Source organism: Streptomyces sp. NPDC026394, from assembly GCF_055567735.1.
The window spans coordinates 327,336-350,163 of the sequence record NZ_JBVHPX010000003.1 but is presented as its reverse complement, the minus strand read 5'-3'; the positions used below and the strand labels follow the sequence as shown (position 1 = coordinate 350,163).

At 72.4% G+C, this 22,828-nt stretch carries 16 protein-coding genes and 1 pseudogene; 10 read left to right on the top strand and 7 right to left on the bottom strand.

Annotated features, from left to right (window positions below; genetic code table 11):
* Nucleotides 1-41: 41 nt before the first annotated feature.
* From ACZ4QV_RS09925 to ACZ4QV_RS09905, 5 genes are all read left to right on the top strand, one after another.
* Nucleotides 42-1,163: an ADP-ribosylglycohydrolase family protein gene (locus tag ACZ4QV_RS09925; protein WP_361149474.1), complete on the top strand. Its 1,122-nt coding sequence runs from the start codon at nucleotides 42-44 to the stop codon at nucleotides 1,161-1,163.
* A gap of 594 nt (nucleotides 1,164-1,757) precedes the next feature.
* Nucleotides 1,758-2,738 carry an ABC transporter permease gene (locus tag ACZ4QV_RS09920; protein WP_467762752.1) on the top strand — a complete coding sequence of 327 codons (981 nt, stop codon included), beginning with the start codon at nucleotides 1,758-1,760 and terminating at the stop codon, nucleotides 2,736-2,738.
* Nucleotides 2,738-3,778 (top strand): ABC transporter permease, encoded by a 1,041-nt coding sequence (locus tag ACZ4QV_RS09915; protein WP_467762751.1) that lies wholly within the window; start codon nucleotides 2,738-2,740, stop codon nucleotides 3,776-3,778. Before ACZ4QV_RS09920 ends, ACZ4QV_RS09915 begins: the two co-directional genes overlap by 1 nt.
* Nucleotides 3,775-6,312, top strand: a complete 2,538-nt coding sequence (locus ACZ4QV_RS09910; RefSeq protein ID WP_467762750.1) for a dipeptide ABC transporter ATP-binding protein — start codon at nucleotides 3,775-3,777, stop codon at nucleotides 6,310-6,312. The genes ACZ4QV_RS09915 and ACZ4QV_RS09910 overlap by 4 nt, the downstream gene beginning before the upstream one ends.
* A gap of 79 nt (nucleotides 6,313-6,391) precedes the next feature.
* Entirely contained in the window at nucleotides 6,392-8,092 is a 1,701-nt protein-coding gene (locus ACZ4QV_RS09905) for an ABC transporter family substrate-binding protein (RefSeq protein ID WP_361149485.1), read from the top strand.
* 47 nt (nucleotides 8,093-8,139) lie between these two features.
* Here the strand turns inward: ACZ4QV_RS09905 and ACZ4QV_RS09900 are convergent, their stop codons facing one another.
* Both ACZ4QV_RS09900 and ACZ4QV_RS09895 read right to left on the bottom strand, forming a co-directional pair.
* Nucleotides 8,140-9,771 carry a sodium:solute symporter family protein gene (locus ACZ4QV_RS09900; RefSeq protein ID WP_467762749.1) on the bottom strand — a complete coding sequence of 544 codons (1,632 nt, stop codon included), beginning with the start codon at nucleotides 9,769-9,771 and terminating at the stop codon, nucleotides 8,140-8,142.
* A gap of 401 nt (nucleotides 9,772-10,172) precedes the next feature.
* Nucleotides 10,173-10,957: pseudogene (locus ACZ4QV_RS09895) on the bottom strand (SDR family oxidoreductase).
* 280 nt (nucleotides 10,958-11,237) lie between these two features.
* Between ACZ4QV_RS09895 and ACZ4QV_RS09890 the strand changes: the two are divergent.
* Nucleotides 11,238-12,191 carry a hypothetical protein gene (locus ACZ4QV_RS09890; protein ID WP_467762748.1) on the top strand — a complete coding sequence of 318 codons (954 nt, stop codon included), beginning with the start codon at nucleotides 11,238-11,240 and terminating at the stop codon, nucleotides 12,189-12,191.
* Between the two features lie 152 nt (nucleotides 12,192-12,343).
* Here ACZ4QV_RS09890 and ACZ4QV_RS09885 read toward each other — a convergent pair whose 3' ends face one another.
* The 3 genes from ACZ4QV_RS09885 to ACZ4QV_RS09875 all read right to left on the bottom strand — a co-directional run bounded on the left by ACZ4QV_RS09885 (nucleotide 12,344) and on the right by ACZ4QV_RS09875 (nucleotide 14,736).
* Nucleotides 12,344-12,553: a DUF397 domain-containing protein gene (locus ACZ4QV_RS09885; protein ID WP_361149498.1), complete on the bottom strand. Its 210-nt coding sequence runs from the start codon at nucleotides 12,551-12,553 to the stop codon at nucleotides 12,344-12,346.
* Nucleotides 12,554-12,754: 201 nt separating this feature from the next.
* The gene (locus tag ACZ4QV_RS09880; protein WP_361149500.1) at nucleotides 12,755-13,621 is read right to left on the bottom strand and encodes a helix-turn-helix domain-containing protein; all 867 of its coding nucleotides are present in this window, start codon (nucleotides 13,619-13,621) and stop codon (nucleotides 12,755-12,757) included.
* A 341-nt stretch (nucleotides 13,622-13,962) separates the two neighbouring features.
* Entirely contained in the window at nucleotides 13,963-14,736 is a 774-nt protein-coding gene (locus ACZ4QV_RS09875; RefSeq protein ID WP_361149503.1) for a GOLPH3/VPS74 family protein, read from the bottom strand.
* 248 nt (nucleotides 14,737-14,984) lie between these two features.
* On the opposite strand from ACZ4QV_RS09875, the gene ACZ4QV_RS09870 reads away from it, so the two are divergent.
* Both ACZ4QV_RS09870 and ACZ4QV_RS09865 read left to right on the top strand, forming a co-directional pair.
* Entirely contained in the window at nucleotides 14,985-17,765 is a 2,781-nt protein-coding gene (locus ACZ4QV_RS09870) for a D-alanyl-D-alanine carboxypeptidase family protein (RefSeq protein ID WP_467762747.1), read from the top strand.
* A gap of 289 nt (nucleotides 17,766-18,054) precedes the next feature.
* The gene (locus tag ACZ4QV_RS09865) at nucleotides 18,055-19,485 is read left to right on the top strand and encodes a glycosyltransferase family 39 protein (RefSeq protein ID WP_467762746.1); all 1,431 of its coding nucleotides are present in this window, start codon (nucleotides 18,055-18,057) and stop codon (nucleotides 19,483-19,485) included.
* A 49-nt stretch (nucleotides 19,486-19,534) separates the two neighbouring features.
* Here the strand turns inward: ACZ4QV_RS09865 and ACZ4QV_RS09860 are convergent, their stop codons facing one another.
* Nucleotides 19,535-20,359 (bottom strand): ArsR/SmtB family transcription factor, encoded by an 825-nt coding sequence (locus ACZ4QV_RS09860; RefSeq protein WP_361587434.1) that lies wholly within the window; start codon nucleotides 20,357-20,359, stop codon nucleotides 19,535-19,537.
* A 63-nt stretch (nucleotides 20,360-20,422) separates the two neighbouring features.
* Here ACZ4QV_RS09860 and ACZ4QV_RS09855 point away from each other — a divergent pair, with 63 nt between their 5' ends.
* On the top strand, nucleotides 20,423-21,508 hold the full coding sequence (locus ACZ4QV_RS09855) for a hypothetical protein (protein WP_361149511.1): 1,086 nt from the start codon (nucleotides 20,423-20,425) through the stop codon (nucleotides 21,506-21,508).
* Entirely contained in the window at nucleotides 21,505-22,389 is an 885-nt protein-coding gene (locus ACZ4QV_RS09850; protein WP_361587438.1) for an isocitrate lyase/PEP mutase family protein, read from the top strand. The genes ACZ4QV_RS09855 and ACZ4QV_RS09850 overlap by 4 nt, the downstream gene beginning before the upstream one ends.
* An 89-nt stretch (nucleotides 22,390-22,478) precedes the next feature.
* Here ACZ4QV_RS09850 and ACZ4QV_RS09845 read toward each other — a convergent pair whose 3' ends face one another.
* Nucleotides 22,479-22,787 carry a hypothetical protein gene (locus ACZ4QV_RS09845; protein WP_361149516.1) on the bottom strand — a complete coding sequence of 103 codons (309 nt, stop codon included), beginning with the start codon at nucleotides 22,785-22,787 and terminating at the stop codon, nucleotides 22,479-22,481.
* Between the last annotated feature and the right edge of the window lie 41 nt (nucleotides 22,788-22,828).

Genomic DNA, 22,828 nt, shown 5'->3' with positions numbered 1-22,828 from the left:
GACCCCGTAAGGGAAGTGGTGGGCCACGGGGAGGGACGAGCGTGAGCACAGCGGCAGGCGGCGCGGCCATCTGGGGCCGCGCCGAACAGCAGGACTTCCGCAGCCGGGTACGCGGCTGCCTGTTGGGCGGGGCGATCGGTGACGCACTCGGCGCCGGCATCGAGTTCAGCTCGCTGGACGCGATCCGCGAGGCCCACGGCCAGGACGGTGTGACGGACTACGTACCGGCCTTCGGGCGGCGCGGCACGGTCACCGACGACACCCAGATGACGCTGTTCACCGTCGACGGGCTGATCCGGGCCCAGGTGCGGCGCGACACCGGCGCCTGGCACCCGCCCACCGACGTGCACCGCGCGTACCTGCGCTGGGCCGCCACCCAGCGCGACTGGGGCCCCGACGAACGCAAGGAGGACGACGGCTGGCTGGCGCGCGAGGAGTGGCTGTACGCGCAGCGGGCACCCGGCCGGGCCTGCCTGTCCGGGCTCGGCGACGACGTGATGGGAACGCTGGAACAGCCCAAGAACCCCACCTCCAAGGGGTGCGGCGCGGTCATGCGGTCGGCGCCCTTCGGGCTGCTGGTCGGCTGGGAACCACAGCTCGTCTTTCAGCTCGCCGTCGAGTGCGCCGCGCAGACGCACGGCCACCCGACCGGCTACCTCGCGGCCGGCGCCCTGGCGGTGATCAACCACTCGCTGGCCCGGGGCGAGGACCTGGACAGCGCCGTACAGAAGTCCCTGGCCCACCTGGCCACCCGGCCGGACCACGAGGAGACCGCCGAGGCGCTCAAGCAGGCGCTGGGCGCCGTACGGCAGGGGATGCCCACGGCCGCCCGCGTGGAGTCGCTCGGCGAGGGCTGGACGGCCGAGGAGGCCCTGGCGATCGGCGTGTACTGCGCGCTGGTCGCCGAGGACGTCCGGCACGGGCTGCTGCTGGCGGTCAACCACGGCGGCGACAGCGACTCCACCGGAGCCATCTGCGGCAACCTCCTGGGCACCCTGCACGGTGAGACGGCGCTGCCGCCCGTGTGGCTGGCCGAGGTGGAGGGCCGCGCGACGATCCTGCAACTCGCCGACGACTTCGCCATGGAGATGACACAGGGCCCGGCCCTGCACGGACCGGGCAACTCCGCGCCGGGGTGGCTGGAGCGGTATCCGCGGGCGTGACGGTTGCGGCGGTGGGGGTTCGGGGCGACGCCTGGGCCCACCCCATGGGGGGGGGTACCGCAGCCCGCTCCATGGGCCGGCATGCAGCTCGCTCCATGGGCGGCACCGCAGCCCACTCCGTGGGCGGTCCGGTGCGCAGCTCACCTCAGGGTCCGGCACGCACCCACTCCACGGGCCGGCATGCAGCCCACTCCGTGGGGCGGTCCGGTGCGCAGCTCACCTCAGGGTCCGGCACGCACCCACTCCACGGGCCGGCATGCAGCCCACTCCGTGGGGCGGTCCGGTGCGCAGCCCACTTCAGGGCCCGGCACGCACCCACTCCCTGGGCTGGTGTGCACCCACTCCATCCGCCGGCACGCAGCCCGCCCCATGCGTCCACCGGGGGCAAATCGAACGGACTCAGCCCCCCAGCGGGGGAATACCCGGGGGCGGCGCACCGGACACGCCGGAGGTCAACTCGGCTGGCGACCGCAGGCGTTCGCATTGTCCCGCTTTGGGGGCGCCTTGGTCGACAAACCCTCCCCGGGCATGCGAGAACAGCCCGAGGGGACCGCAGGCGGTCCACGCCGTAGCCGTACGAGGGGGAGAGAGATCATGGGCCGCTACCTGCTGCGCAGGCTGGCCGGTTACCTCGTCCTGGTGGCCGTGGCGGCGTCCCTGACGTATTTCCTCGCCGGGCTGAGCCTGAACCCGCGGGCCCGGTTCGAGAACCGCAACCCGCCGCTGCCCGAGGCCGCCGTCACCCGCACCCTCGACGACGTCAACATGAATCCGGACACCCCGGTGGCGGCCCGCTTCGCGCGCTGGGCCGGCGACGTCGTCCACGGCGACCTCGGCCGGACCCTTTCCGGCGACTCGCTCAACGACGACTTCGGCCGCCGGGTCGGTGTCAGCACCCGGCTGCTGCTCCTGGCCACCTTCGCCGGCTCGGCCCTCGGCGTCGCCGTCGGCGCGTACGGAGCGATCCGCCAGTACCGGTTCTTCGACCGGTTCTCCACCCTCGCCTCGTTCTTCGTGCTGGCCATGCCGGTGTTCGTGGTCGGCGTCGCCCTGAAGATCGGCGCCACCGCCCTCAACGACGGTACGCAGACGATCAAAGTCCTCGGCGAGTACGACGCGCAGTACGTCGGCCGGTGGGACCCCGCCGCCCTGTTCAACCGCGCCCAGCACATGCTGCTGCCCGCTCTGACCCTGATCATCGTGCAGGTCGCCCTCTACAGCCGCTACCAGCGCAACACCATGCTGGACGTGCTCGGCGCCGACTTCCTGCGTACCGCGCGCGCCAAGGGCCTGCGCCGCCGCACCGCGCTGTTACGACACGGGCTGCGCACGGCCGTCCTGCCGGTCGTCCCCCTGCTGGTCTACAACATCGTGCTGCTCTTCGCCGGTGCCACGTTCGTCGAGAAGACCTTCGGCTGGCACGGCATGGGCGAACTGCTCGTCGACTCGGTCGCCGGGCAGGACGTCAACGCAGTCGCCGCGGTGGGCCTGTTCACCGCCGTACTGGTGCTGGCGGCGGGGCTGCTGTCGGACCTCCTGTACGCGGCGCTGGACCCCCGCGTAAGGGTGCGGTGATGCGTACCGCAACCGGCGGCCGTACGCCCTGGCCCGGCCGTACGCCGTGTTCCGACCGCCCGTCACGTGGCCGCCGTACGTCGCGTGACGGCCGCCCCTCGCGGTCCGGCCGTCCACCGCGTGACCGCCGCCCGTCCCGCGCGCGCCTCACCGCGCGCCGCTTCGCGCGCAACCGGCTCGCGACGGCCGGGCTGGCGCTGCTCCTCCTGCTCTTCCTCGCCGCGTACGCCGGCCCGCTGCTGACCCCCTGGGACCACCGCACCCACGACTTCCTCAACTTCCTCTCCGGACCGTCCGCCGAACACTGGTGGGGCACCACCCAGAGCGGCCTCGACCTGTACGCGCTCACCCTGCGCGGGCTCCAGAAGTCCCTGGTCATCGGCATCCTCGTGGGAGTGGTCTCCACCTTCCTGTCGGCCGTGGTAGGCGCCTTCGCCGCGTACTTCGGCGGCTGGACCGACCGCGTCCTGACGGGCGTCGTCGACCTGCTGCTGGTGATGCCCGCGTTCCTGGTCGTCGCCGTCCTGTCGCCGCTGGTCCGCGGCTCCGGCTGGCCGGTCTTCGTCGTCCTGCTGGCCGCCTTCAGTTGGATGATCACCGGGCGGGTGGTCCGCAGTGTGACGCTCACGCTCAAGGAACGCGAGTACGTCAAGGCGGCCCGCTACATGGGGGTACCGGGGCCGGTGATCGTCTTCCGGCACATCCTGCCCAACATGGCCTCCCTGCTGATCATCGACGCGGTCATCCAGGCCGGGGCCGCGGTCATCGGGGAGAGCGGACTGTCGTACTTCGGGTTCGGGGTGCAACCGCCGGACGTGTCGCTCGGCACGGTCATCGCCGACCACACCAACATGGCCGCGAGCTACCCGTGGCTGTTCTTCTTCCCCGCCGGGTGCCTGGTGCTCATCGGCGTCTCCCTCGCCTTCATCGGCGACGGGCTGCGGGACGCGCTGGACCCCGACGCGGCGTGGGCGCAGGCGCGCGCCAAGGGGCGCGGGAAGCGTGGGAAACGCGCCCTCACGGAAGGCCGCCGCCGGTGACCGGACAGCGTGCCGCCGGCCCGGACCCGGCGGCCGCCCGCCCCGCCCTCCAGGTGACGGACCTGCACGTCACCTTCCCCGGCGAGCACGGCCCCGTGCACGCCGTACGCGGTCTGAGCTACGCCGTACGGCCCGGCGAGGTGCTCGGCATCGTCGGGGAGTCCGGCTCGGGCAAGTCCGCCGCCGCCCAGGCCGTCCTCGGACTGCTGCCGGACGGCACCGGCGTACGGGGCTCCGTCGTACTGGACGGCCGGGAACTGCTCGGACTCGGCGACGCCGCGCTGTCCAAGATCCGCGGCAACGGCATCAGCATGGTCTTCCAGGACCCGCTGTCCGCCCTCACACCCGTCCACAGCATCGGCACCCAGCTCGTCGAAGCACTCCGCGTCCACCAGGACCTGAGCCGCAAGGCCGCACGGGACCGCGCCGTCGAACTCCTCGCCCTCGTCGGCATCCCCGACCCGCGGCGCCGCGCCGACGCCTTCCCGCACGAGTGCTCCGGTGGGATGCGGCAGCGCGTGGTGATCGCCATGGCCATCGCCAACGGCCCGCGGGTGATCGTCGCGGACGAGCCGACCACCGCGCTGGACGTCACCGTCCAGGCGCAGATCCTGGACGTCCTGCGGACCGCCAGGGAGGTGACCGGTGCCGCGATCGTCCTGATCACCCACGACCTGGGGGTGGTCGCGGGGTTCGCGGACCGGGTGCAGGTCATGTACGCGGGCCGGTCCGTGGAGGCCGGTACGGTCGACGAGATCTACTACCGGCCCCGGATGCCGTACACCATCGGCCTGTTGGGCGCCACACCCCGCCTGGACGGACCCACGGGCGTAGCGCTGACCCCCGTCCACGGCACCCCGCCGTCCCTGACGGAGCTGCCGCCCGGCTGCCCGTTCGCCCCGCGCTGCCCCGTCGCCGTCCCCCACTGCCGCGAGACGGAACCCGACCCGGCCCCGGGCGTGCCCATGGCCGCCACCGTAACCACGGCTCCACCCGCTCCACCAGCTCCACCAGCTCCACCGGTTCCACCAGACCCATCAGCCCCATCGGCCCTCACTCAGGTCCCCCCGGCCACTGCCGTTCCTCAGGCCACCCCCGCCACCCGGGCCACCATGGCCCCCGGCCATGCCGCCGCCTGCCACCGCAGCGGGGAGATCGCCTCGGGCGCGTTGCCGCGGGCGGGGATCTTCGCGGGGGCCGGGGGGACGCCTTCGGGCGGGGGCGGTTCACCTTCGGACCCCGGCGGTACGGGCACGGCCGGTACGGGTACGGGCGGTACGGGCTCTCGCAGTACGGGGACGGGCGCTACGGCCACCGGCGGTACGGGCTCTCCCAGCACGGCCACCGCCCCCGGTGGCGCTTCCGCCGCCCCACCCCGTACGGACCGCGCGCCTATCGGGGCGAATCGAACGGCCCGGTCCCCCCAGCAGGGGGTTACCCAAGGGCGGCAGCCCGGAACCGTGCCGCCCGCCCCGCCACCTGCCCCGTCGCCCGCCGCGCCACCCACCCCCCGCCCCGCCATCCTGGAAGTCGAAGCTCTCGTCAAGCACTTCCCACTCACCCGGGGCACCTTCGTCAAGCGCACGATCGGCGCCGTGCGGGCCGTGGACGGCATCAGCCTGGTCGTACGGGAGGGGGAGACGCTCGCTCTGGTCGGCGAGTCGGGTTGCGGCAAGACCACCACCCTGATGGAGATCATGGACCTGGCGGCCGGGCAGGCGGGCACCGTCCGCCTCTTCGGCCGGGACGTACGGGACCTGGACCGCGCCGCGCGCCGCGCCCTGCGCCGTGACCTCCAGATCGTCTTCCAGGACCCGACGGCCGCACTGGACCCCCGGATGCCGGTCGGCGACATCCTCACCGAGCCGCTGCGCACGCACCGCTGGCACAGGGACCGGATCGCCGCCCGCGTCCCCGAGCTGCTGGAGACGGTCGGCCTGGCGGCCGCGGACGCGGGGCGCTACCCGCGCGAGTTCAGCGGCGGCCAGCGTCAGCGCATCGCCGTCGCGCGTGCCCTGGCGCTGGAACCGCGGCTGCTGGTGCTGGACGAGCCGGTCTCCGCCCTCGACGTGTCCGTGCAGGCCGGTGTGCTGAACCTGCTGAACGAGCTGAAGGCCCGGCTCGGTCTGAGCTACCTGCTCGTCGCCCACGACCTGTCCGTCGTCCGGCACAGCGCCGACCGGGTCGCGGTCATGTACCTGGGCCGCATCGTGGAGTCGGGCGACACCGCGGACGTGTTCGCGGCGCCGGCGCATCCGTACACGCGGGCCCTGCTGTCCGCCGTACCGCTGCCCGATCCGCGCAAGGAGAGGGCCAGGACCCGGAGTCTGCTGGGCGGCGACCTGCCGAGCCCGGCGGACGTGCCGTCCGGCTGCCGGTTCCGCGGCCGCTGCCCGCTGTACGCGGCGCTCGGCGCGCCGGAACAGCGGCGCTGCGAGCAGCGGGACCCGCCCCCGGCACCCGTCGGGCCCCGCCACGAGTCGGCCTGCCACTACGCGGGGCACCGGCCGGACACACCGCCCACCGGAGGCTGAAGAACACCTCCCGCACCACGCCCTCCCTGTGTTTTCGTCAGTCCAGTCCAGTCCAGTCGAGAAGGGGAACGTCTCCGCAATGAAACTCTCCAGAGTTCCACTCGCCCTCGTCGCCACCGTCGTGGCGTCGTCCTTGGCGTTGACCGCGTGTGGCGGGTCGGACGACAAGGGCGGTGACGGCAAGGCGAAGCAGCCGCCGAGGACCACCGCGCTGGACATCAACAAGACCGACCCGGCGCGGCTGGCCCAGGGCGGCACGCTGAACTGGGCGATAGACCAGTTCCCCGTGCAGTTCAACGAGATGGAGACGGACGGCAACCAGGCCGCCACCAATGCCGTCGTCGAGGCCCTGCTGCCGTCGCTGTGGCACTCGGCGCCCAACGGCGAGCAGGTGCCCGACAAGGCGTTCCTGCTGGACGCCGCCAGCCGTACGGAGGGCGGCAAGCAGATCGTCACGTACCACCTGAACCCCAAGGCGAAGTGGTCCGACGGCACGCCGATCACCTACCGGGACCTGGAAGCCAACGTCCGGGCGCTGAGCAGCAAGGACCCGGCGTACAAGGTCGGTTCGCCGGCCGGGTACGAGGACGTGTCGTCCGTGCGCAAGGGCAAGGACGACCACGAGGCCGTACTGACCTTCGGCAAGCCGTACGCGGACTGGCGCGCCCTGTTCGGAGCGCCCAACAACACCCCGCTCTACCCGGCGAAGTACATGGCCGACGCGAAGAGCTTCACCACCGGCTACCTCAACAAGATCCCGGTCACCGCCAACGCGTACAAGCTCGGCGGCATCGACAAGACCGCGCAGACCGTCACCCTGGTGCCCGACCCCGCGTGGTGGGGCGCGAAGCCGAAACTCGACAAGATCGTCTTCCATGCGATGACGACCGAGTCGATGCCCGCCGCCTACGCCAACGGTGAGATCGACTACTTCGACCTGAACGCGAGCGTGGCCGCCTTCAAACAGGTCTCGGGCGTGAAGACGGGCGAGATCCGCGAGGCCGGCGGCCCCAACTACCGGCACCTGACCTTCAACGGCAAGAGCCCGAAGCTCAGCGACCCGAAGGTACGCAAGGCGCTGTTCAAGGCCACCGACCGCGAGACGCTCGTGAAGTCCGGCCTCAAGGGCCTCAACTGGGAGGGCACGCCGCTGGGCAACCACTTCCTCATGCCCAACCAGCAGGGTTACCGGAACAACGCCGGCGACCTCGGCACGTACGACCCGAAGGCCGCCGCCCGGCTGCTGGACGAGGCCGGCTGGAAGCTGGACGGCGGCAAGGTACGCAAGAAGGGCGGCGAGGAGCTGAAGCTGCGCTTCGTGATCCCCACCGGCCAGCCCGCCGCGAAGAACGAGGCCACCATCCTCACCCAGATGTGGGCCGAGGCCGGGGTCCGGCTGGACATCCGGACGGTGCCCGTCAACGAGTTCTTCGACAAGTACGTGACCCCGGGCGACTACGACGTGGCGCCCTACAGCTTCTCCCGTACGCCGTTCGCCGCGACCGGCTCCAGCGGCACCTACGCCCGCGACGGCGGCGGCAACGACTCCAAGACCGGCAGCGCCAAGCTGGACGACCTGCTGGACAAGGCGGGCCGCAGCGCCGACCAGGCCGCCGCCCTGGAGGCCGTCAACGCGGCCGACGCGGAGGCGTGGCAGGTGGCCGGCGTCCTGCCGACCTACCAGCTCCCCGAGATCACCGCGGCCAAGAAGAATCTGGCCAATCTCGGCGCCCAGGGCATGGCCGACATCGCGTACGAGCGGATCGGCTACACGAAGTAGTTCGCGAAATCCGCCGTGGGCGAGGGGCGGCGGGCCGCACGGCCGCCTCACCGTGGTGGCGCACGGTGTCCGGGCCCGCCGGCCCGCCCGGACACCGTGCGGGCAGCGGTGCCCGTACCGCCGGTGCCGACGCCGTCCCCGCCACTTCCGTCCGCACCCGCACCCGCGCCCCTGCCCTCGCCCTCATCCTCATCGTCGCCGGAGTTGATACGGGCGAGCACCGCGTCCCGCTCCGGCGTGTCCTCCGGCTTGAGGAAGCCGATCACGACGTACAGGACCAGCGAGGTGGCCACCGGCGCGACGATCTGGACCTGGAGCTGGACGCCGGTCAGTCCGTAGTTGGTGAGCCAGAAGGCGAACAGGCCCGCCGCCCAGGACACCAGCGCCGCGGTCGGCCCGGACCTGCGGAACCGCGGCACCATGCCGAGCAGGAACGGGATGGAGATCGGCCCCACCAGGCCGGCCACCCACTTGATGACGACGGTGATGATGTCCTTGAACGTCGGCGAGTTCACCTGGGTGGCGATGGCCATCGACAGGGCCAGGAAGGCGACGGTGGACAGCCGCGCGGCCAGCAGACCCGCCCGGTGCGACCAGGCACGGGCCCGCGCGCCCAGCTTCGGCAGCGCGGGCGCGATGTCACGGGTGAAGACGGCGGAGATGGCGTTGGCGTCGGACGAGCACATGGCCATCGTGTGCGAGAAGAAGCCGACGATGACCAGGCCCAGCAGGCCGTGCGGCAGCAGGTGTTCGGTGAGCAGCGCGTACGAGTCGGACGCGTCCGGCTTCTCCGCCTTCACCAGCAGCGGCGCGACCCACATGGGGAAGAAGAGCACCGCCGGCCACACGAACCACAGGGCGGCGGACAGCCGCGCCGAACGCCGTGCCTCGCGCGCGCTGCGGGTGGCCATGTAGCGCTGCGCCTGGTTCCACATGCCGCCGCTGTACTCGAACGTCTTGATGAAGAGGTACGCGAGCAGGAACGTCAGCGTGTACGGGCCGACCGTAGGCTGTGTGTGGCTGTCGGGCAGCCGGCCCCACACCGTCCACAGCGCGCTGACACCGCCCAGCTCCGCCAGTACGGTCACCAGCATCGCCACGCCTGCCAGCAACTGGATGACGAACTGGCCGAGCTCGGTGAGCGCGTCCGCCCACAGGCCGCCGACGGTGCAGTAGACGCCGGTGACCACGCCGGTGATCAGGATGCCCTGGTTGAGGGAGAGCCCGGTGAAGACGGACAGCAGGGTGGCGATCGCCGCCCACTTGGCCCCCACGTCGACGACCTTCAGCAGCACGCCGGACCAGGCGAGCGCCTGCTGGGTGGGCAGGTTGTAACGGCTCTTGAGGTACTCCAGCGGCGAGGCGACACGCAGCCGCGAACGCAGCCGGTTCAGCCGCCCGGCGAACAGGCGCGCCCCGATGGCGATCCCCACCGCGATGGGGAAGGACCAGGTGACGTAGGACGTGACGCCGTACTGGTAGGCGATCCCCGCGTACCCGGTGAACATCACGGCGCTGTAGCCCGACATGTGGTGCGAGATGCCGGACAGCCACCAGGGCATCCGGCCGCCCGCGGTGAAGAAGTCGCTGACGTCGTCCACGCGCTGGTGGGACCACACGCCGATCGCGACCATCACACCGAAGTAACCGATGAGCACGGCCCAGTCGAGACTGTTCATGCCCCCTCCAGGGGTCCGCCTTGTGAACGGGAAACACATCGCCGTACGTTCCGCGGGGCGGCGCCCCCGTGCGGGAGCGGGGACTTCGGGGATTGAACCGTTCATGGCGAGGGATGGTCAAGGGTGCTGGTGGTCAAGGATGTGAACCTATGCCAGCCAGGCGAACGATTTGGTGTCCTCCTGGCTGGTGGAGGAGTTGTCGGGTGCGGCTCCCGGAGCCGACGCTGAGCGCATGCTTCGCCGGGAGCCGGGAGCCGGGAGCCGGGAGCCGGGAGCCGGGAGCCGGGAGCCGGGAGCCGGGAGCCGGGAGCCGGGAGCCGGGAAGAGGTAGGGGGCGAGGCCCAGGGGGAGGCCGGGGAGGGAAGCGGCGTGCCAGTGAGGTGGTACGGCGGAAGCGGCGCCTAGCGCATGATCTCGCCGGCGTTCACCAGCAGCGACTGGCCGGTGATCGCCCGCGCCCGGTCGGACGCCAGGAACACCGCCGTCTGTGCGACATCGGCGTCCGTCGCCATCTCCGGCAGTGCCATCCGCGCGGTGAGCCGGTCCAGCACCTCGCGCTCCGGCACGCCCTCGGTGTGCGCCGCGTACCGGACGTACGCCTCGACCTGCGGCCCCCACATCCAGCCCGGCTGCACGGTGTTGACGCGTATCCGGCGCGGCCCCAGCTCACACGCGAGCGAGTACATCGCCGAGACCAGCGCGCCCTTGGACGCCGCGTACGCCGCCTGCCGCACCTCGGACGGTGCGGCGACCGACGACTGCGTGCCGATCAGCACGACCGACCCGCCGCCGCGCTCCGTCATGGACGGCAGGCAGGCGCGCGTCATGCGCAGCGTGCCGAAGAGGTTGACGTCCACGACCCGCTGCCAGGCGTCGAAGTCGGCGTCCGCCAGCCCGCCGAAGTACGAGTCCAGCGCGGCCACCTGAACGATCGCGTCGACACCGCCGAAACGTTCGGCCGCGAGCGCGGCCAGTGCCGCGCACTGCTCCTCGTCCGCGATGTCCGTCACCCGCCAGGCGACGCGCTCGCCCACGGGTCGGCCTGCGCCGCCGTCTCGGCGAGGCGGGACTCCGTACGGGCGCCGAGCACCACCGAAGCGCCGTCCCGTACGCATGCCGTCGCCACCTGGTGGCCGAGCCCGGCGCCGACGCCCGAGACGACGACGGTCTTGTCCCGCAGCAGCATGCGCGCCCCCAGCCCGACGGGATGTGACGAGCCGTCAGGATAGGTGCGCGGGATCTCGATGGCTACGGGCGCGGCGCCCGCAGTGTCTTCGCCGGCCGCAGCAGCCCCTCCTGAATCTCCTCCGTCGGGCGCGTCACGAAGGACAGCCGCACGGTCCCCGCGTCGGCCGGCCCGGCTTAGGAGCAGAGGTGCCCGCATGGTGAACCGGGGGTGGCGGGTACGGGTGCCGTGGGCTCCGCGCCTCTCCTCAACTGACGCGGCGTCAGCTACACCTCTGGGTATGACCCGGAACCCCGGCACGGACGAGCACGCGACAACGGACCTGGACACGGAGACGGGCGCAGCCACGGATGCGGAGACGGACGCAGGCGCGGCAACGGGCGCGGACGCCGAGGCTGACGCGGACACCCGCAGCGGGACCTACGCCGAACTGGCCGCCGTCGGCCCCTACGGCGTGCGCCCCGGGCACGCGCTGATCACCATGGTCGAGCCGCATCCCGGCCACGAGTCCACGTACAACCGCTGGTACGAGGACGACCACTACCTGGCCGGCGCGATGGCGATGCCCTGGATCTTCGCGGGGCGCCGCTGGGTCGCCACCCGGGACCTCCGGCTGCTGCGCTACCCCGCCCGGTCGGCCGTCGCCCGGCCCGTCACCGCCGGGTGCTACCTCTCCACGTACTGGATCACCGAGGGGCGCTATGACGACCACCTGCGGTGGACCGTCGCCATCAACCGGCGGCTGAACGCCGACGGCCGGATCCACCACGACCGTACGCACGTCTTCACGGCCTTCCACGACCACCAGGCCACCGTCTACCGGGACGGCACCCACGGCCCCCGTGACTTCCACGCCCTGGACCACCCGTACGCCGGCCTCGTCGTCGAGATCGTCGACGCGGAGGGCGCTCCGGGCCGTACCGCGCTGCTGCGGTGGCTGACCGAGGAGCGGCTGCCGCGCCGGCTGGCGGGCTCGCCCGCGGCCATGGTGACGGTCTTCCGGCCCAGGCCGCTGCCTGCGGACCGGATGGCGTACGTGCGGCAGGTGGAGGGTGCGGACACCCGGCTGACGCTGCTGTGGTTCCTCCAGGAGGACCCGCGAGCGTGCTGGGACCGGTGGTTCACGGGGCTGGACGGGGAGGTGGCGGCCTCGGGGCTGGGGCGGGTGGAACTGGTCGCGCCGTTCGTCCCCACCGCGCCCGGGACCGACCGGTACGTGGACGAGCTGCGCTGAGGCGGTGGGGAGGGCCGCCCCGCGCGCTCGCGGGCAGGGCCGAGCCCCCTCGGCCGGGACGGCGATCCAGTCGAGAGGGCTCTGGGGTGGTGCTCGTCATGCGGTGTACGGCATCAGGCCGGGACCGGCCGGACCGGACCGGGAGGTCCGGATCAGGTCAGGTCGTACGCGCCTTTGCTCACGTCCCCCACGAAGGAGTTCCACGCGGAGGTGTCGAAGGTCAGGCGCGGGCCGTCGGGGTTCTTGGAGTCGCGGACCGCGATGGCGGCGGGCGCCGGTACGGCGACCTCGACGCAAGCGCCATTGCCACCGGAGTACGAGGACTTCGTCCAGGAGAATGCGGAATTGGGCTGAATGGCCATGTTCACTCCGACTCGATCTGAGTTGCACCGCGTTGCCGCGGATTCGGTAGTCCCGACGCTACGCGCCAACATCACCGGAGGCAGGAGTAGTTCACCCATCCGTATGGCATATTCCTTGATCTCTTTCCAAGTGGCAGCGTCTCGGTGTACGGTGCCGGACTTCCTTCCGGAATCCTGGATTCGGCCATCCTGGCGCGGTGATCAGGTCATGCTGTCCGCGTGCTTCTTCGCCGCCGCGGCGATGAACTCCCTGCTCTGGTCCGCACTCAGCGCCTGGGCCCGCAGATGTTCGTACATGATCGTGTACTTGTGCACATCGTTGGTCTTCTCCAGGTACAGGTCGCTGGTGACGCCCTCGATGTAGACCACGCTCGAATCGGCCGCGTCGTCGAACTCCAGGATCGAGAACGTGCCCGACATACCCGCGTGCGCGCCCGCGTCGTACGGCAGCACCTGCACCGTCACATGCGGCAGATTGCTGACCTCCACGAGGTGGTCGAGCTGCTCGCGCATGATCAGGTGGCTGCCCACGACCCGCCGCAGCGCGCTCTCGTCCAGGACGACCCACAACCGCAGCGGGCTGTCGGGGTGATTGACCCGGTCCTGGCGGCGCATCCGCACCTGAATGCGTTTCTCCAGCTGCTCCTGCGTCAGCTCGGGGACCGTGCCGGGAATGACGGCCTCGGCGTAACCGGACGTCTGCAACAGGCCCGGTACGAGCAGCGACTCGTACACCCGCAGCGAGGCCGCCTCGGTCTCCAGACCGATGTAGACGCTGTACGGGATGTCACCGAACGCGTGCCACCAGCCCTGCTGGCGGGAGTCCTTGGCCATCTGCATCAGCGAATCCACGACCCGGTGGTCGTCGACCTCGTACACCCCGCACAGGTCCCGGACATCACGCTGGCTGATGCTGCGGCGGCCGTTCTCCAGCCGGCTGATCTTCGACTGGGACACGAGCAGGCGCTCGGCGACCTCCTCGGCCGTCATGCCCTTCAGCTCGCGGAGCCTGCGCAGCTCCTGGCCCAGCCGGCGCCGCCGGACGGTGGGATTGATGTTGGACGCCACGGGACGTGCACCTCCGGCTCCGTACTGCTGATTTCTCCTGCTCAGCAGATTGCCATCCCAGGTCCGCGCAGCGCAGTGGAATGGACACACAAGGCGAGCGGACGTGCGCGCGGGGTGGCGGCCCGGCCGTCGTCCGGAACGGCCGGTCCGCCACCCCGCGTTTGCTGCGGCTCCCGAACGGGACCGTGGGGACGGTGGTGCTGGTGCTGGTGCTGGTGCTGGTGCTCGGTGCGCCTGACACGCACCGAGCGGGTGCCGCGTGGTGTGTGTCCGTGCTCTGCGCGACGTGCCGTTACCGCCGCGGTGCCGGGCTCGTCGTCGGCGTGCGCCGACGCGAGACGTCAGCGTGCGCCGACGCGGGCCATGGACCCGTGCCGGGGCTGTACCGGTACGCCCGCCGGCTCGGCTGCCACGCGGGTCGCGGGCTGCCTGCCCGCACCCGGCCCGGCCGCCGCTCCGGACACCGTCACCGGTGCGCGCCTCGGCTGTGCCGCGACGCCGTTCTGCACATCCATGACGGCATGTGCGACCAGCCCGCCCATCGGGTCGTGCCGGATCAGGTCCCGGAGGCGGGAGCGCGAGGAACGCCCCTCGTTCCCGGGATACAGGTGCTTGCCGAGACCGACCGCGTGGGCCAGAGCGGCGAGCGCCGCGGTCCGCGGGTCCGGCGGTACGCCGGTGCGGATCGCGTTGTCCAGCCGGTTCTTGATCTCCCGGCTGATGGCCGTGTCCGTCGCCTGGTAGCGAGTCGTCGGCAGCACCCCGCACATCTGGCCCGCCACGGCATGGACCATGCCGCACCGCTCCAGATGCGTGAGATACGTCTGGCGCAGCCCCAGCCGGGGCCCGCCGATCCAGTGGACGGCGCGCACCGGGCTGCCGCGTCGGCGCAGCAGTTCGAGCGCGGAGTCCAGAGTCGGATCTCCGGTCGGCCGTGGCAGCACCACGGCGATACGATCCCCGTCAGGGGCTATCCGTCCGGCCAGAGCCAGCTCTACTAGCTGGGCCCCGGCCAGACCGAGGTCGAGCGACTGCGGCTGCGCTGTGGTTCCCGTTGCCGGGTCCAAAGCGAGCAGCAGAAGCTCCTCCGGAATTGTTCTGCGGCTCCTGCCCATCCATGCCTCCCCGCGTGGATGAATGACAGGGTGACCCCTCTCACATTCATCTGTCGAGAGTGCCTGGGGGGTTAGGCAGGGAACCTGTAGGTATGTCGTTGTCGTCTAGCTCCTTGGCGACGCCTTCTGTGGGGCGGGGCGCCCAGCGTTTCGCGTGGCGGTGCGGACGTGCCTCGCGGACACAGGACACTTGGGAACACTGGGCCAGACAGAGCGCGACGTATCGCGGACGTGTGAAGGAGACATAGGTGGCGGGCGAGTCCCCCGGCAAGCCGGAGCAGAAGCAGTCGTCGGGGGAGACGGCGGGGAGCGAACGCGATCCGCGGCTCGCGGTCTTCCGCGAACCGAAGGCCGACCCGGCCGACCCGGAACCGAAGAACGGCACGGCGGACGACGCCGGGTCCAAGGCTGCGGACGAGGGCACGGGCGAGGCCGCGAAGGCGGGCAAGGCAGGCGAGGCGGACAAGGCGGAGAAGACCGCTGCGGAGCCGGCTGCGGAGCCCGGCGGCGAGGGCCGTGACGAGCGGCTGCGGGAGGCGGTCGCCGCCTGGGTGGCGAACTCGGACGGCGAGGACGCGTCCGACGGGGACGCTTCCGGAGCCGATGCCTCTGGTGGCGTCGCCTCCGATGACGTCGCCTCCGGTGGCGACGCCTCCGATGGCGACGCAGGGGCCGGAGCGGAAACGCGTGCGAAGGCTGAGGCGGACGAGGCCCCGGTGACGAAGGTGACGAAGTCGTCGAAGGCATCGAAGGGGAACGACGAGGAGAAGGCCGGCGGCGCCCCCGAAAAGGCTCCCGAGGCCACTTCCAAGACCGCCCCTGAGTCTGCCCCCGAGCCCGCTCCCAAGGGTGCCTCGAAGGCTGCTGAGGGCGCGGCTAAGGGCAAGACCGAGGCTGAGCCCAAGGACAAGTCCAAGAGCGGGTCCAGGGATGTCTCCAAGGGTGCCTCCAAGGCGGGTGAGGCCGCTGCGAAGAGCTCCTCCGGTGCGGCGGCCGACGGCCGGCCGAAGGCGGACGAGGGCAAGCCGAAGGCGGCCGAGGAGCAGTCGAAGGCGGTGGACCAGCCGACGGCGATCTTCAAGATGCCGAGCGCGGAGGAGCCTGCCGACGACGCGACCCGAGCGTTTTCGATCGCAAACCGAAAGGGGTCGGACGCCGAGGTTCCGGCGACGTCCGCCAAGGACGCCGGCAAGGCCGGGAAGCCCGGATCAGAGGACGCCGGGACCGACGCGAAGACCGACTCCAAGGCCGGCACCGAGGCTGAAAAGCCCGGTGGCAAGCCCGGTGGCAAGACCAGCGGCAAGCCGGAGGACGAGCCGGCCGCCGACCAGCCGACCACCGCGATAAAGGTCGTACGGCCTGCCGGTGCCGCGGAGTCGGACGGCGAGCGGACCAGCCAGTTCGTGGCCCTGAAGTCCACCGACCCGCAGCCGATCAAGCCGCCGCGGCCGGTCACGGGCGACAAGCCGGGCAAGGGTGGCAAGCCCGCGGCCGAGGACGCCGCGAAGACCGAGGGCAAGCCCGGTACCGGTGCCAAGTCCGACGCCAAGGCGGGTAAGAAGGCGGGCGCGAAGCCCGCCGCCGAGCCGGACGTCGCGCCGGGCACGAAGTGGGGTGCGAAGGCCGCCGGGACCGAGGCGAAGCCCGCCGCGCCCGAGGCGCCCGCCGCCGCGGCGTCCACCGGCGCCACCGCGCTGCCCGACTCCGAGCGCACCAAGCAGCAGCCGCTGCCGCCGCTGGACCTGCTGGCGCAGCTCACCAACACCCCGCCGCCGCCCGAGACCCCGCTGCGCACGGTCGCCCGCCGGTTCAAGATCTGGACCCCGCTGGTGATCCTGCTGGCGATCATCTTCGTCGTCGTCCAGCAGGTGCGCCCGCTGCCCGACCCGACGCTGGCGCTGGGCGGGAAGTCCGCGTACACGTTCGCGGGCGACGCGTTCCAGATGCCGTGGCCCGGTGAGGGCCAAGCGGCGGCGCGGGTCGTCGGCGTGGGTGACGTCGGCACGTACGGGCCCCAGAAGCCGGTGCCGACGGCCAGTGTCGCGAAGGTGATGACCGCACACCTGATCCTCAAGAACCACCCGCTCAAGCCGGGCGAACAGGGCCCCAAGATCAAGGTGGACGCCACGGCCGTCAAGGAGTCGGGCGCCGAGGACGAGTCGCGGGTCAAGGTCAAGGAAGGGCAGTCGTTCACGGAGTTCCAGATGCTCCAGATGCTGCTCATCCCCTCCGGCAACAACATCGCCCGGCTGCTGGCGCGCTGGGACTCGCCCCAGGACGAGCAGGCGTTCATCGGCAAGATGAACGCCGAGGCCAAGGCCCTGGGCATGACGAACACCACCTACACCGACTCCAGCGGGTTCAAGGACTCCACGAAGAGCACGGCGGTCGACCAGCTCAAGCTGGCCGAGGCCGTGATGAACAACGAGGTCTTCCGCAAGATCGTCGCCATGCCGAACGCCCAGGTGCCCGGTCTCGACCAGCGGCTGGAGAACAACAACAGCGAGCTGCTGATCAAGGGCACGGGTGTCCTGGGCATCAAGACGGGATCCAGCACCCCGGCCGGCGGCGCGCTGATGTGGGCCGCCCGGCGGACCATCGACGGCAAGCCGCACACCATCGTCGGGGTGACCATGGACCAGCACTTCAAGGGCCTGGACCCCAACGCCGAGAACAGCCTGCGGCTCGTCCGCGACCGGAGCTACAAGATGATCAGGGCGTTGCAGGACGCCATGACCTCTGCCGACGTGGTCAAGAAGGGTGACGTGGTCGGTTACGTGGACGACGGTCTCGGCGGACGGACGCCGGTGGTCGCGACCAAGGACTCCAAGGCGGTCGGGTGGCCCGGCCTCAAGGCGAAGTTCTCGATCGACAGCGGCCGCACTCCCGTACCGCACGAGGCGAAGGCCGGGACGGTCGTGGGACAGCTGAACATCGGCAGCGGCCCCGGCCGGGCGACGGTGCCCGTAGCGCTCCAGAAGGATCTGGCCGAGCCGTCCTTCGGCGCGAAGCTGAAGCGCATCGCCTGATCGTCGGACTCACCGGCGGCCTGGCTCCCGGGCGGGCCGTCGGCGGGTCTCCCGTCTTACGGCGTGAACCGTCGAGGCCCCGGCAAGCAGCGGTTTGCCGGGGCCTCGGCCATGCCCGGCGTACGGCCGCCGCGCACCGGCAGGCCCCCGCCTGCTGCTGGGCGGCGGCTGTCGTACGGTCTAAGCGTGTCCGCACAGGCATCGTCCCGACCCTCCCGCTGAAGCGGAGTCCGCCATCGACGTAGCGCAAACCGCATACGCGTCCCCCGCGCGCGCCCGGAGCATCTGGGTGTCGCGGGGGGCCGTCGCGTTGTACCCCGCCACCTTGATGCTGCTGCTGGGCCTGTGGGGCATCCGCCGCCAGGGCAGCATGTGGCGGGACGAGGCGGTCACGTACGACATGGCGCACCGCACCCTGGCGGAGCTGTGGCCCACCCTCCAGACCGTGGACGCGGTGCACGGTCTCTACTACGTGCTCATGCGCGGGTGGTTCCTCGTCTTCGGCGGGGGTGTGGTGGCCCTGCGACTGCCGTCGGTGGTGGCGATGGCGGCGGCCGCCGCCGGGGTCACCCTGCTCGGCAGGCAACTGGCGGGCCGGCGGGCGGGGCTCTTCGCGGGTCTTGTCTTCGTGCTGCTGCCGACGGTGCAGCAGTACGCGCAGGAGGGCCGCTCCTACGCGATGGTCTGCGCGCTGGTGGTGTGGTCCACCTACCTGCTGGCGCGGGTCACCGCCCGGCCCGGCAGGCGCCTGTGGGTGGGGTACGCGGCACTGTCGCTGGCCGCCTGCCTGATGCACGAGTTCGCCGTACTGGTCCTGCCCGCGCACGGCGCCGCCGTCGCCCTGTCCGGGTTGCCGCGCGCGGTGCGCAGGGCCTGGTGCGTGGCGGCGGCCGCGGTGGTCGTCGGCCTGGTGCCGCTGGCCCTGTTCAGCATGGGGCAGTCGGAACAGCTCAGCTGGCTGCAATGGCCCAACCCCGTCCAGTTGGGCACTTTCATCGCCCTGGTGCTGGGCGGCCTGCTCTGCTCCCGTGCCCCGGTCGCCCGCGCGGGCCGGCGGCGGCTGCGGCTGCGGCCGGTCGCGTTCCCCCTGCTGGTCCTGCCCACGGCGCTGCTGGTGCTGCTCTCCCAGCTCAAGCCGATGTACGTGGACCGCTACGTCCTGTACTACGTGGCCGGGTTCGCCCTCCTGGCGGGCGCGGCGCTCGACTGGGTGCTGCGCCCGCCCGGCCGCCGCGGCCAGACCCGGCGCAGGGTGCTGTACCGGTCGGCGGCGCTCGTCGTGGTCCTGGCGCTGCTCGTCCCCGTCAACGTCTTCCTGCGCAGCCCGCAGAGCCGTACCGACGACGCGATCGCGGTGACCCAGGCCGTACGGGAGCTGTCGTCGCCCGGCGACGGCCTGCTGTTCCTGCCCGCGCGGCGCCGGGTGTGGGCGGCGGCCGCGCCCCACGAGTTCCACCGCCTGCGGGACCTCGCGCTCGACGAGAGCCCGGTCGCCTCGCACACGCTGTACGGCACCGAACTGTCCGGCGACCGCGTCCACGGGCACATGATGCGGGCCCGCCGTATCGTCGCGGTCGGCGACGCGAAGGGGCAGCCGCTCGACCGGACCGATCAGGAGATCGCCAAGCGGAACACCTTGGAGTCGGCGTTCCAGGTCTGCGCGACGAGGGACGTGAAGGGTGCGAGCATCACGCTGTACGCCCGTCCTGGGCACTGCTGAGGGGTAACGGTCCCGGGCACTTACGCGCCGGAGTACCGGCCCGGGGTACTTACGCGCTCCGGCCGTCCTCCCGCCCCGCTTCCGCCGCTTGCCCGTCAAGCAGCGCCGCCTGAGCAGCGCCGCCTGTCCGCTGGAGCAGCCCCGCCGCCTCCGCATCCAGACCCAGCAGGTCACGCAGGGCCTCCGCCCCCGTGGGCGTCAGCCGTACGGCCCGGCCGCTGCCGACGCGCCGTACCCACGCCCGTTCCAGCAGCCCCGCGCAGAGCCGGGCGCCCGCCACGCCTGCCAGGTGCTGCCGCCGCTCGGTCCAGTCCAGGCAGCCGCGCGCCGTCGGGCGGCGGCCCGCGCGGAGCATGGCGGTGTCGGTGGCGAGGGCCTCGGCGAACCAGGCGCGGCCGGCGCCGGTGAGCGCGAACCCGCCGTCCTGGTCGATCAGGCCGCGCCCGGTCATCGCGTCCGTGACGGCCACGCCCAGCCGCCCGGCCAGGTGGTCGTAGCAGGTACGCCCGCGGGCCAGCGCCGCCGACGCGTTCGCTGCGCGCAGCCCGCGCGGCCGCTCGGCGGGTGGGTCGAGGTGCGCGGTCAACCCCTCGATCAGTTCGGCGACGCGAGGGCTTGCGAGCTGCACGTACCGGTGCCGGCCCTGTCGGTGCTCCACGAGCAGCCCACCCTCGGTCAGCCGCGTCAGGTGCTCGCTCGCACTGGAGGGCGCGACCCGCGCGTACGCGGCCAGCTCACCCGCCGTCCAGGCCCGCCCGTCCAGCAGGGCCAGGCAGAACGCGGCCCGGGTCCGGTCGGCGAGCAGGCCCGCGAGACGCGCGAGCCCGACGCTGTGCGCCGGTGCCGCGTCCGGCGGCGGTGCCTGCGTGGTCATGGGTCCATTGTGCGGGGGCACGTTTCGGCCGGGCCCGAAACAAGGCGGTTCTACGGTCCTGGCATGCAGACCTTGGACGTGGACGACATGGACGACGTGGACGTCACGGGCGACCTGGACAGCACACGCGGGGGTACCGGCCCTGACCTGCTCACGGACCCGGGCTGGGGAGTGTCGCCGGTACCGGAGGACGCACCCGAGGGCACGATGGCCTGGCTGCGGGCGCGGGTGGCCCGCTTCAGCAGCGGGGAAGCGCATGCGCGGCGGCGGGCACTGGCGACCGAAGCGCTTGATGCGATCGGTGCACTTGATTTTCCCGGTTCGGCGGGTTCGGTGATGGCGTCGGGTTCGGTGGGTGCGTCGGGTGCGTCGGGTGCGTCGGGTGCGTCGGTTTCGACGGGTTCGACGGGTTCGACGGGATCGCCCGGTGGGCCGGACGCGGCCGTGGCGCTGCGCGCCGCGGTCCTGCGCGACGCGACGCGCGTCCGGACGCAGGAGCTGCTGTGCGCCCCCGGCCCGATCGAGGTGATGGCCCGAGTGGCCCGCGTCGTGCCCGCCGAAGTACTCGCCGCGTCGCTCGGCCTGCCGGTCACGGCGGACACGGCCGGGCTGGTGGGGGACGTGGCCCGCGCGTACCACGCGCACGGCGGGACGGTCCCGGCCGCGGACCGCGCCCTCACCCGGCTCGTGGCGGACTGCGGCGGTACGTGGGACGAGGCCACCGCGGCCCGCATCGGCCTGCTGGTACAGGCGTACGACGCCACGGCGGGGCTGATCGGGAACGCGGCGTACCTGTCGCTGTCGGGAACGGGGCACGCGCCGGAGCTCCTGCCCGTACCACCGTGCGCCGACCCCACCACGGACCGGCTGGAGCAGGCCCTGCGCACCGACCCACCCGTACGGGGCACCCTCCGCGCCCCCGTGGACGGCGGCGACCCGATACGGGTCGGCCTGGTCGCCCCCGACGGATCGCTGGCCTTCGGCGCCGGGGCGCACGCCTGTCCCGGGAACGCTCACGCCCGGGCCCTCGCGGCCGGAGTGCTGGACGCGTTGCTCGCGCGCGGCTGCCGCCTGGTCCGCCCGGACATCGCGTACGAGCCGTCCGTGAACCTGCGGGTGCCGGCGGCGCTGGAGGTGGTGTGCGCGTGAGTAAGGACCGGAACCGCACCTTCCACGCCCTGCACCACGCCGACGCGCCGCTGCTGCTCCCCAACGCCTGGGACGCCGCCTCCGCAGCCGCCCTCGCCGCCGCGGGCTTCGCCGCGATCGGCACCACGAGCCTGGGCGTCGCGGCCGCCCTGGGCGAACCCGACGGGCAGGGTTCGGCCCGCGTACGGGACGCCACGGTCGCCCTCGCGCGACGGCTCGGCAGCCGCCTGACCTGCCCGTACACGGTGGACATCGAAGGCGGCTTCGGCGGTGGGCCGGAGGAAGTGGGCGCGCTGGCGGCGGAGTTGGCGGAGGCGGGTGCGTCCGGCGTCAACCTGGAGGACGGGCTGCCGGGCCGGACGGGGGACGGCCCGCTGGTCGCGGCCGCGCGGCAGGCGGAGCTGATCCGCGCGGTCAAGGAGCGTGCGCCGGTCCTCTACGTCAACGCCCGTATCGACACGCACTGGCTCGTGGACGACGTGGCGACGCGGCCGCTGGACGAGACGCTGGCCCGCGCCGAAACGTATCTGGCGGCCGGGGCGGACGGCGTCTTCGTGCCGGGCGTCGCCGACGAACGGGCGGTCGGCACGCTGGTCGCGGGCATCCCGGCACCGCTGAACGTCCTGTACACGCCGGGCCCGGACGGAGGCCGGGGCCGCCTCGCCCGCCTGGCCGAGCTGGGCGTACGGCGCGTCAGCACCGGCTCGCTGCTGTTCCGTTCGGCGCTGCACGCGGCCGTGACACTCGCGGAGTCCGTACGTGCCGACGGGGCCGACGGGGACGGCAGGGACGATGGGGCGGACGAGGCGGGCGGTGGCGGTGGGGCAGGTGTTCTCGCCGGTGTGCCCGGTTACGAGGCGGTGCAGCGGCTGGCGGAGTGACGGGCCCGACGGGACGAAGGAGGGGCGAGGAGGGGCGGGGCGAGGGCCTGGACGTACGGGACGCGGGCGCTGCCTTCGGCCGCTTCGGCTCAGACCTGCTGCGCCTGGCGGCGCCGGTGCACCGCGATGCCCGCACCCGCCGCGCCGAGTACACCGGCCGCGGCCGCGAGCCCGCTCGCGGGGAGCCCGCCGATCCGCTCGGCGATCCCGGCGAGGCCGTCCTCGGGCAGCACGGCGGACAGGCGGCCCGACGCGTGCTGGGTGGCGGCTTCGGCAGGGGCGGTGGGGGTTTCGGCGGTGGCGGCGGCGAACGCGCCGCCCGCCGGGAGGAGCAGGGCGGCCGCGACACCGGTCGCGACGGCGGCGGTACGGATCACGGAGCGGCGCTTTGCCCGCATGGAACGACTCCTCGTCGTGGCGGCCCGGACCGGACTGCCGT

Excerpts from the sequence above, each read along its gene's own strand:
- ACZ4QV_RS09900 (WP_467762749.1), bottom strand. The coding sequence starts at position 9,771 with ATGAACAGTCTCGACTGGGCCGTGCTCATCGGTTACTTCGGTGTGATG.
- ACZ4QV_RS09860 (WP_361587434.1), bottom strand. The coding sequence starts at position 20,359 with ATGACCACGCAGGCACCGCCGCCGGACGCGGCACCGGCGCACAGCGTC.
- ACZ4QV_RS09875 (WP_361149503.1), bottom strand. The coding sequence starts at position 14,736 with ATGGGCAGGAGCCGCAGAACAATTCCGGAGGAGCTTCTGCTGCTCGCT.
- ACZ4QV_RS09885 (WP_361149498.1), bottom strand. The coding sequence starts at position 12,553 with ATGGCCATTCAGCCCAATTCCGCATTCTCCTGGACGAAGTCCTCGTAC.
- ACZ4QV_RS09845 (WP_361149516.1), bottom strand. The coding sequence starts at position 22,787 with ATGCGGGCAAAGCGCCGCTCCGTGATCCGTACCGCCGCCGTCGCGACC.
- ACZ4QV_RS09905 (WP_361149485.1), top strand. The coding sequence starts at position 6,392 with ATGAAACTCTCCAGAGTTCCACTCGCCCTCGTCGCCACCGTCGTGGCG.
- ACZ4QV_RS09915 (WP_467762751.1), top strand. The coding sequence starts at position 2,738 with ATGCGTACCGCAACCGGCGGCCGTACGCCCTGGCCCGGCCGTACGCCG.
- ACZ4QV_RS09855 (WP_361149511.1), top strand. The coding sequence starts at position 20,423 with ATGCAGACCTTGGACGTGGACGACATGGACGACGTGGACGTCACGGGC.
- ACZ4QV_RS09920 (WP_467762752.1), top strand. The coding sequence starts at position 1,758 with ATGGGCCGCTACCTGCTGCGCAGGCTGGCCGGTTACCTCGTCCTGGTG.
- ACZ4QV_RS09890 (WP_467762748.1), top strand. The coding sequence starts at position 11,238 with ATGACCCGGAACCCCGGCACGGACGAGCACGCGACAACGGACCTGGAC.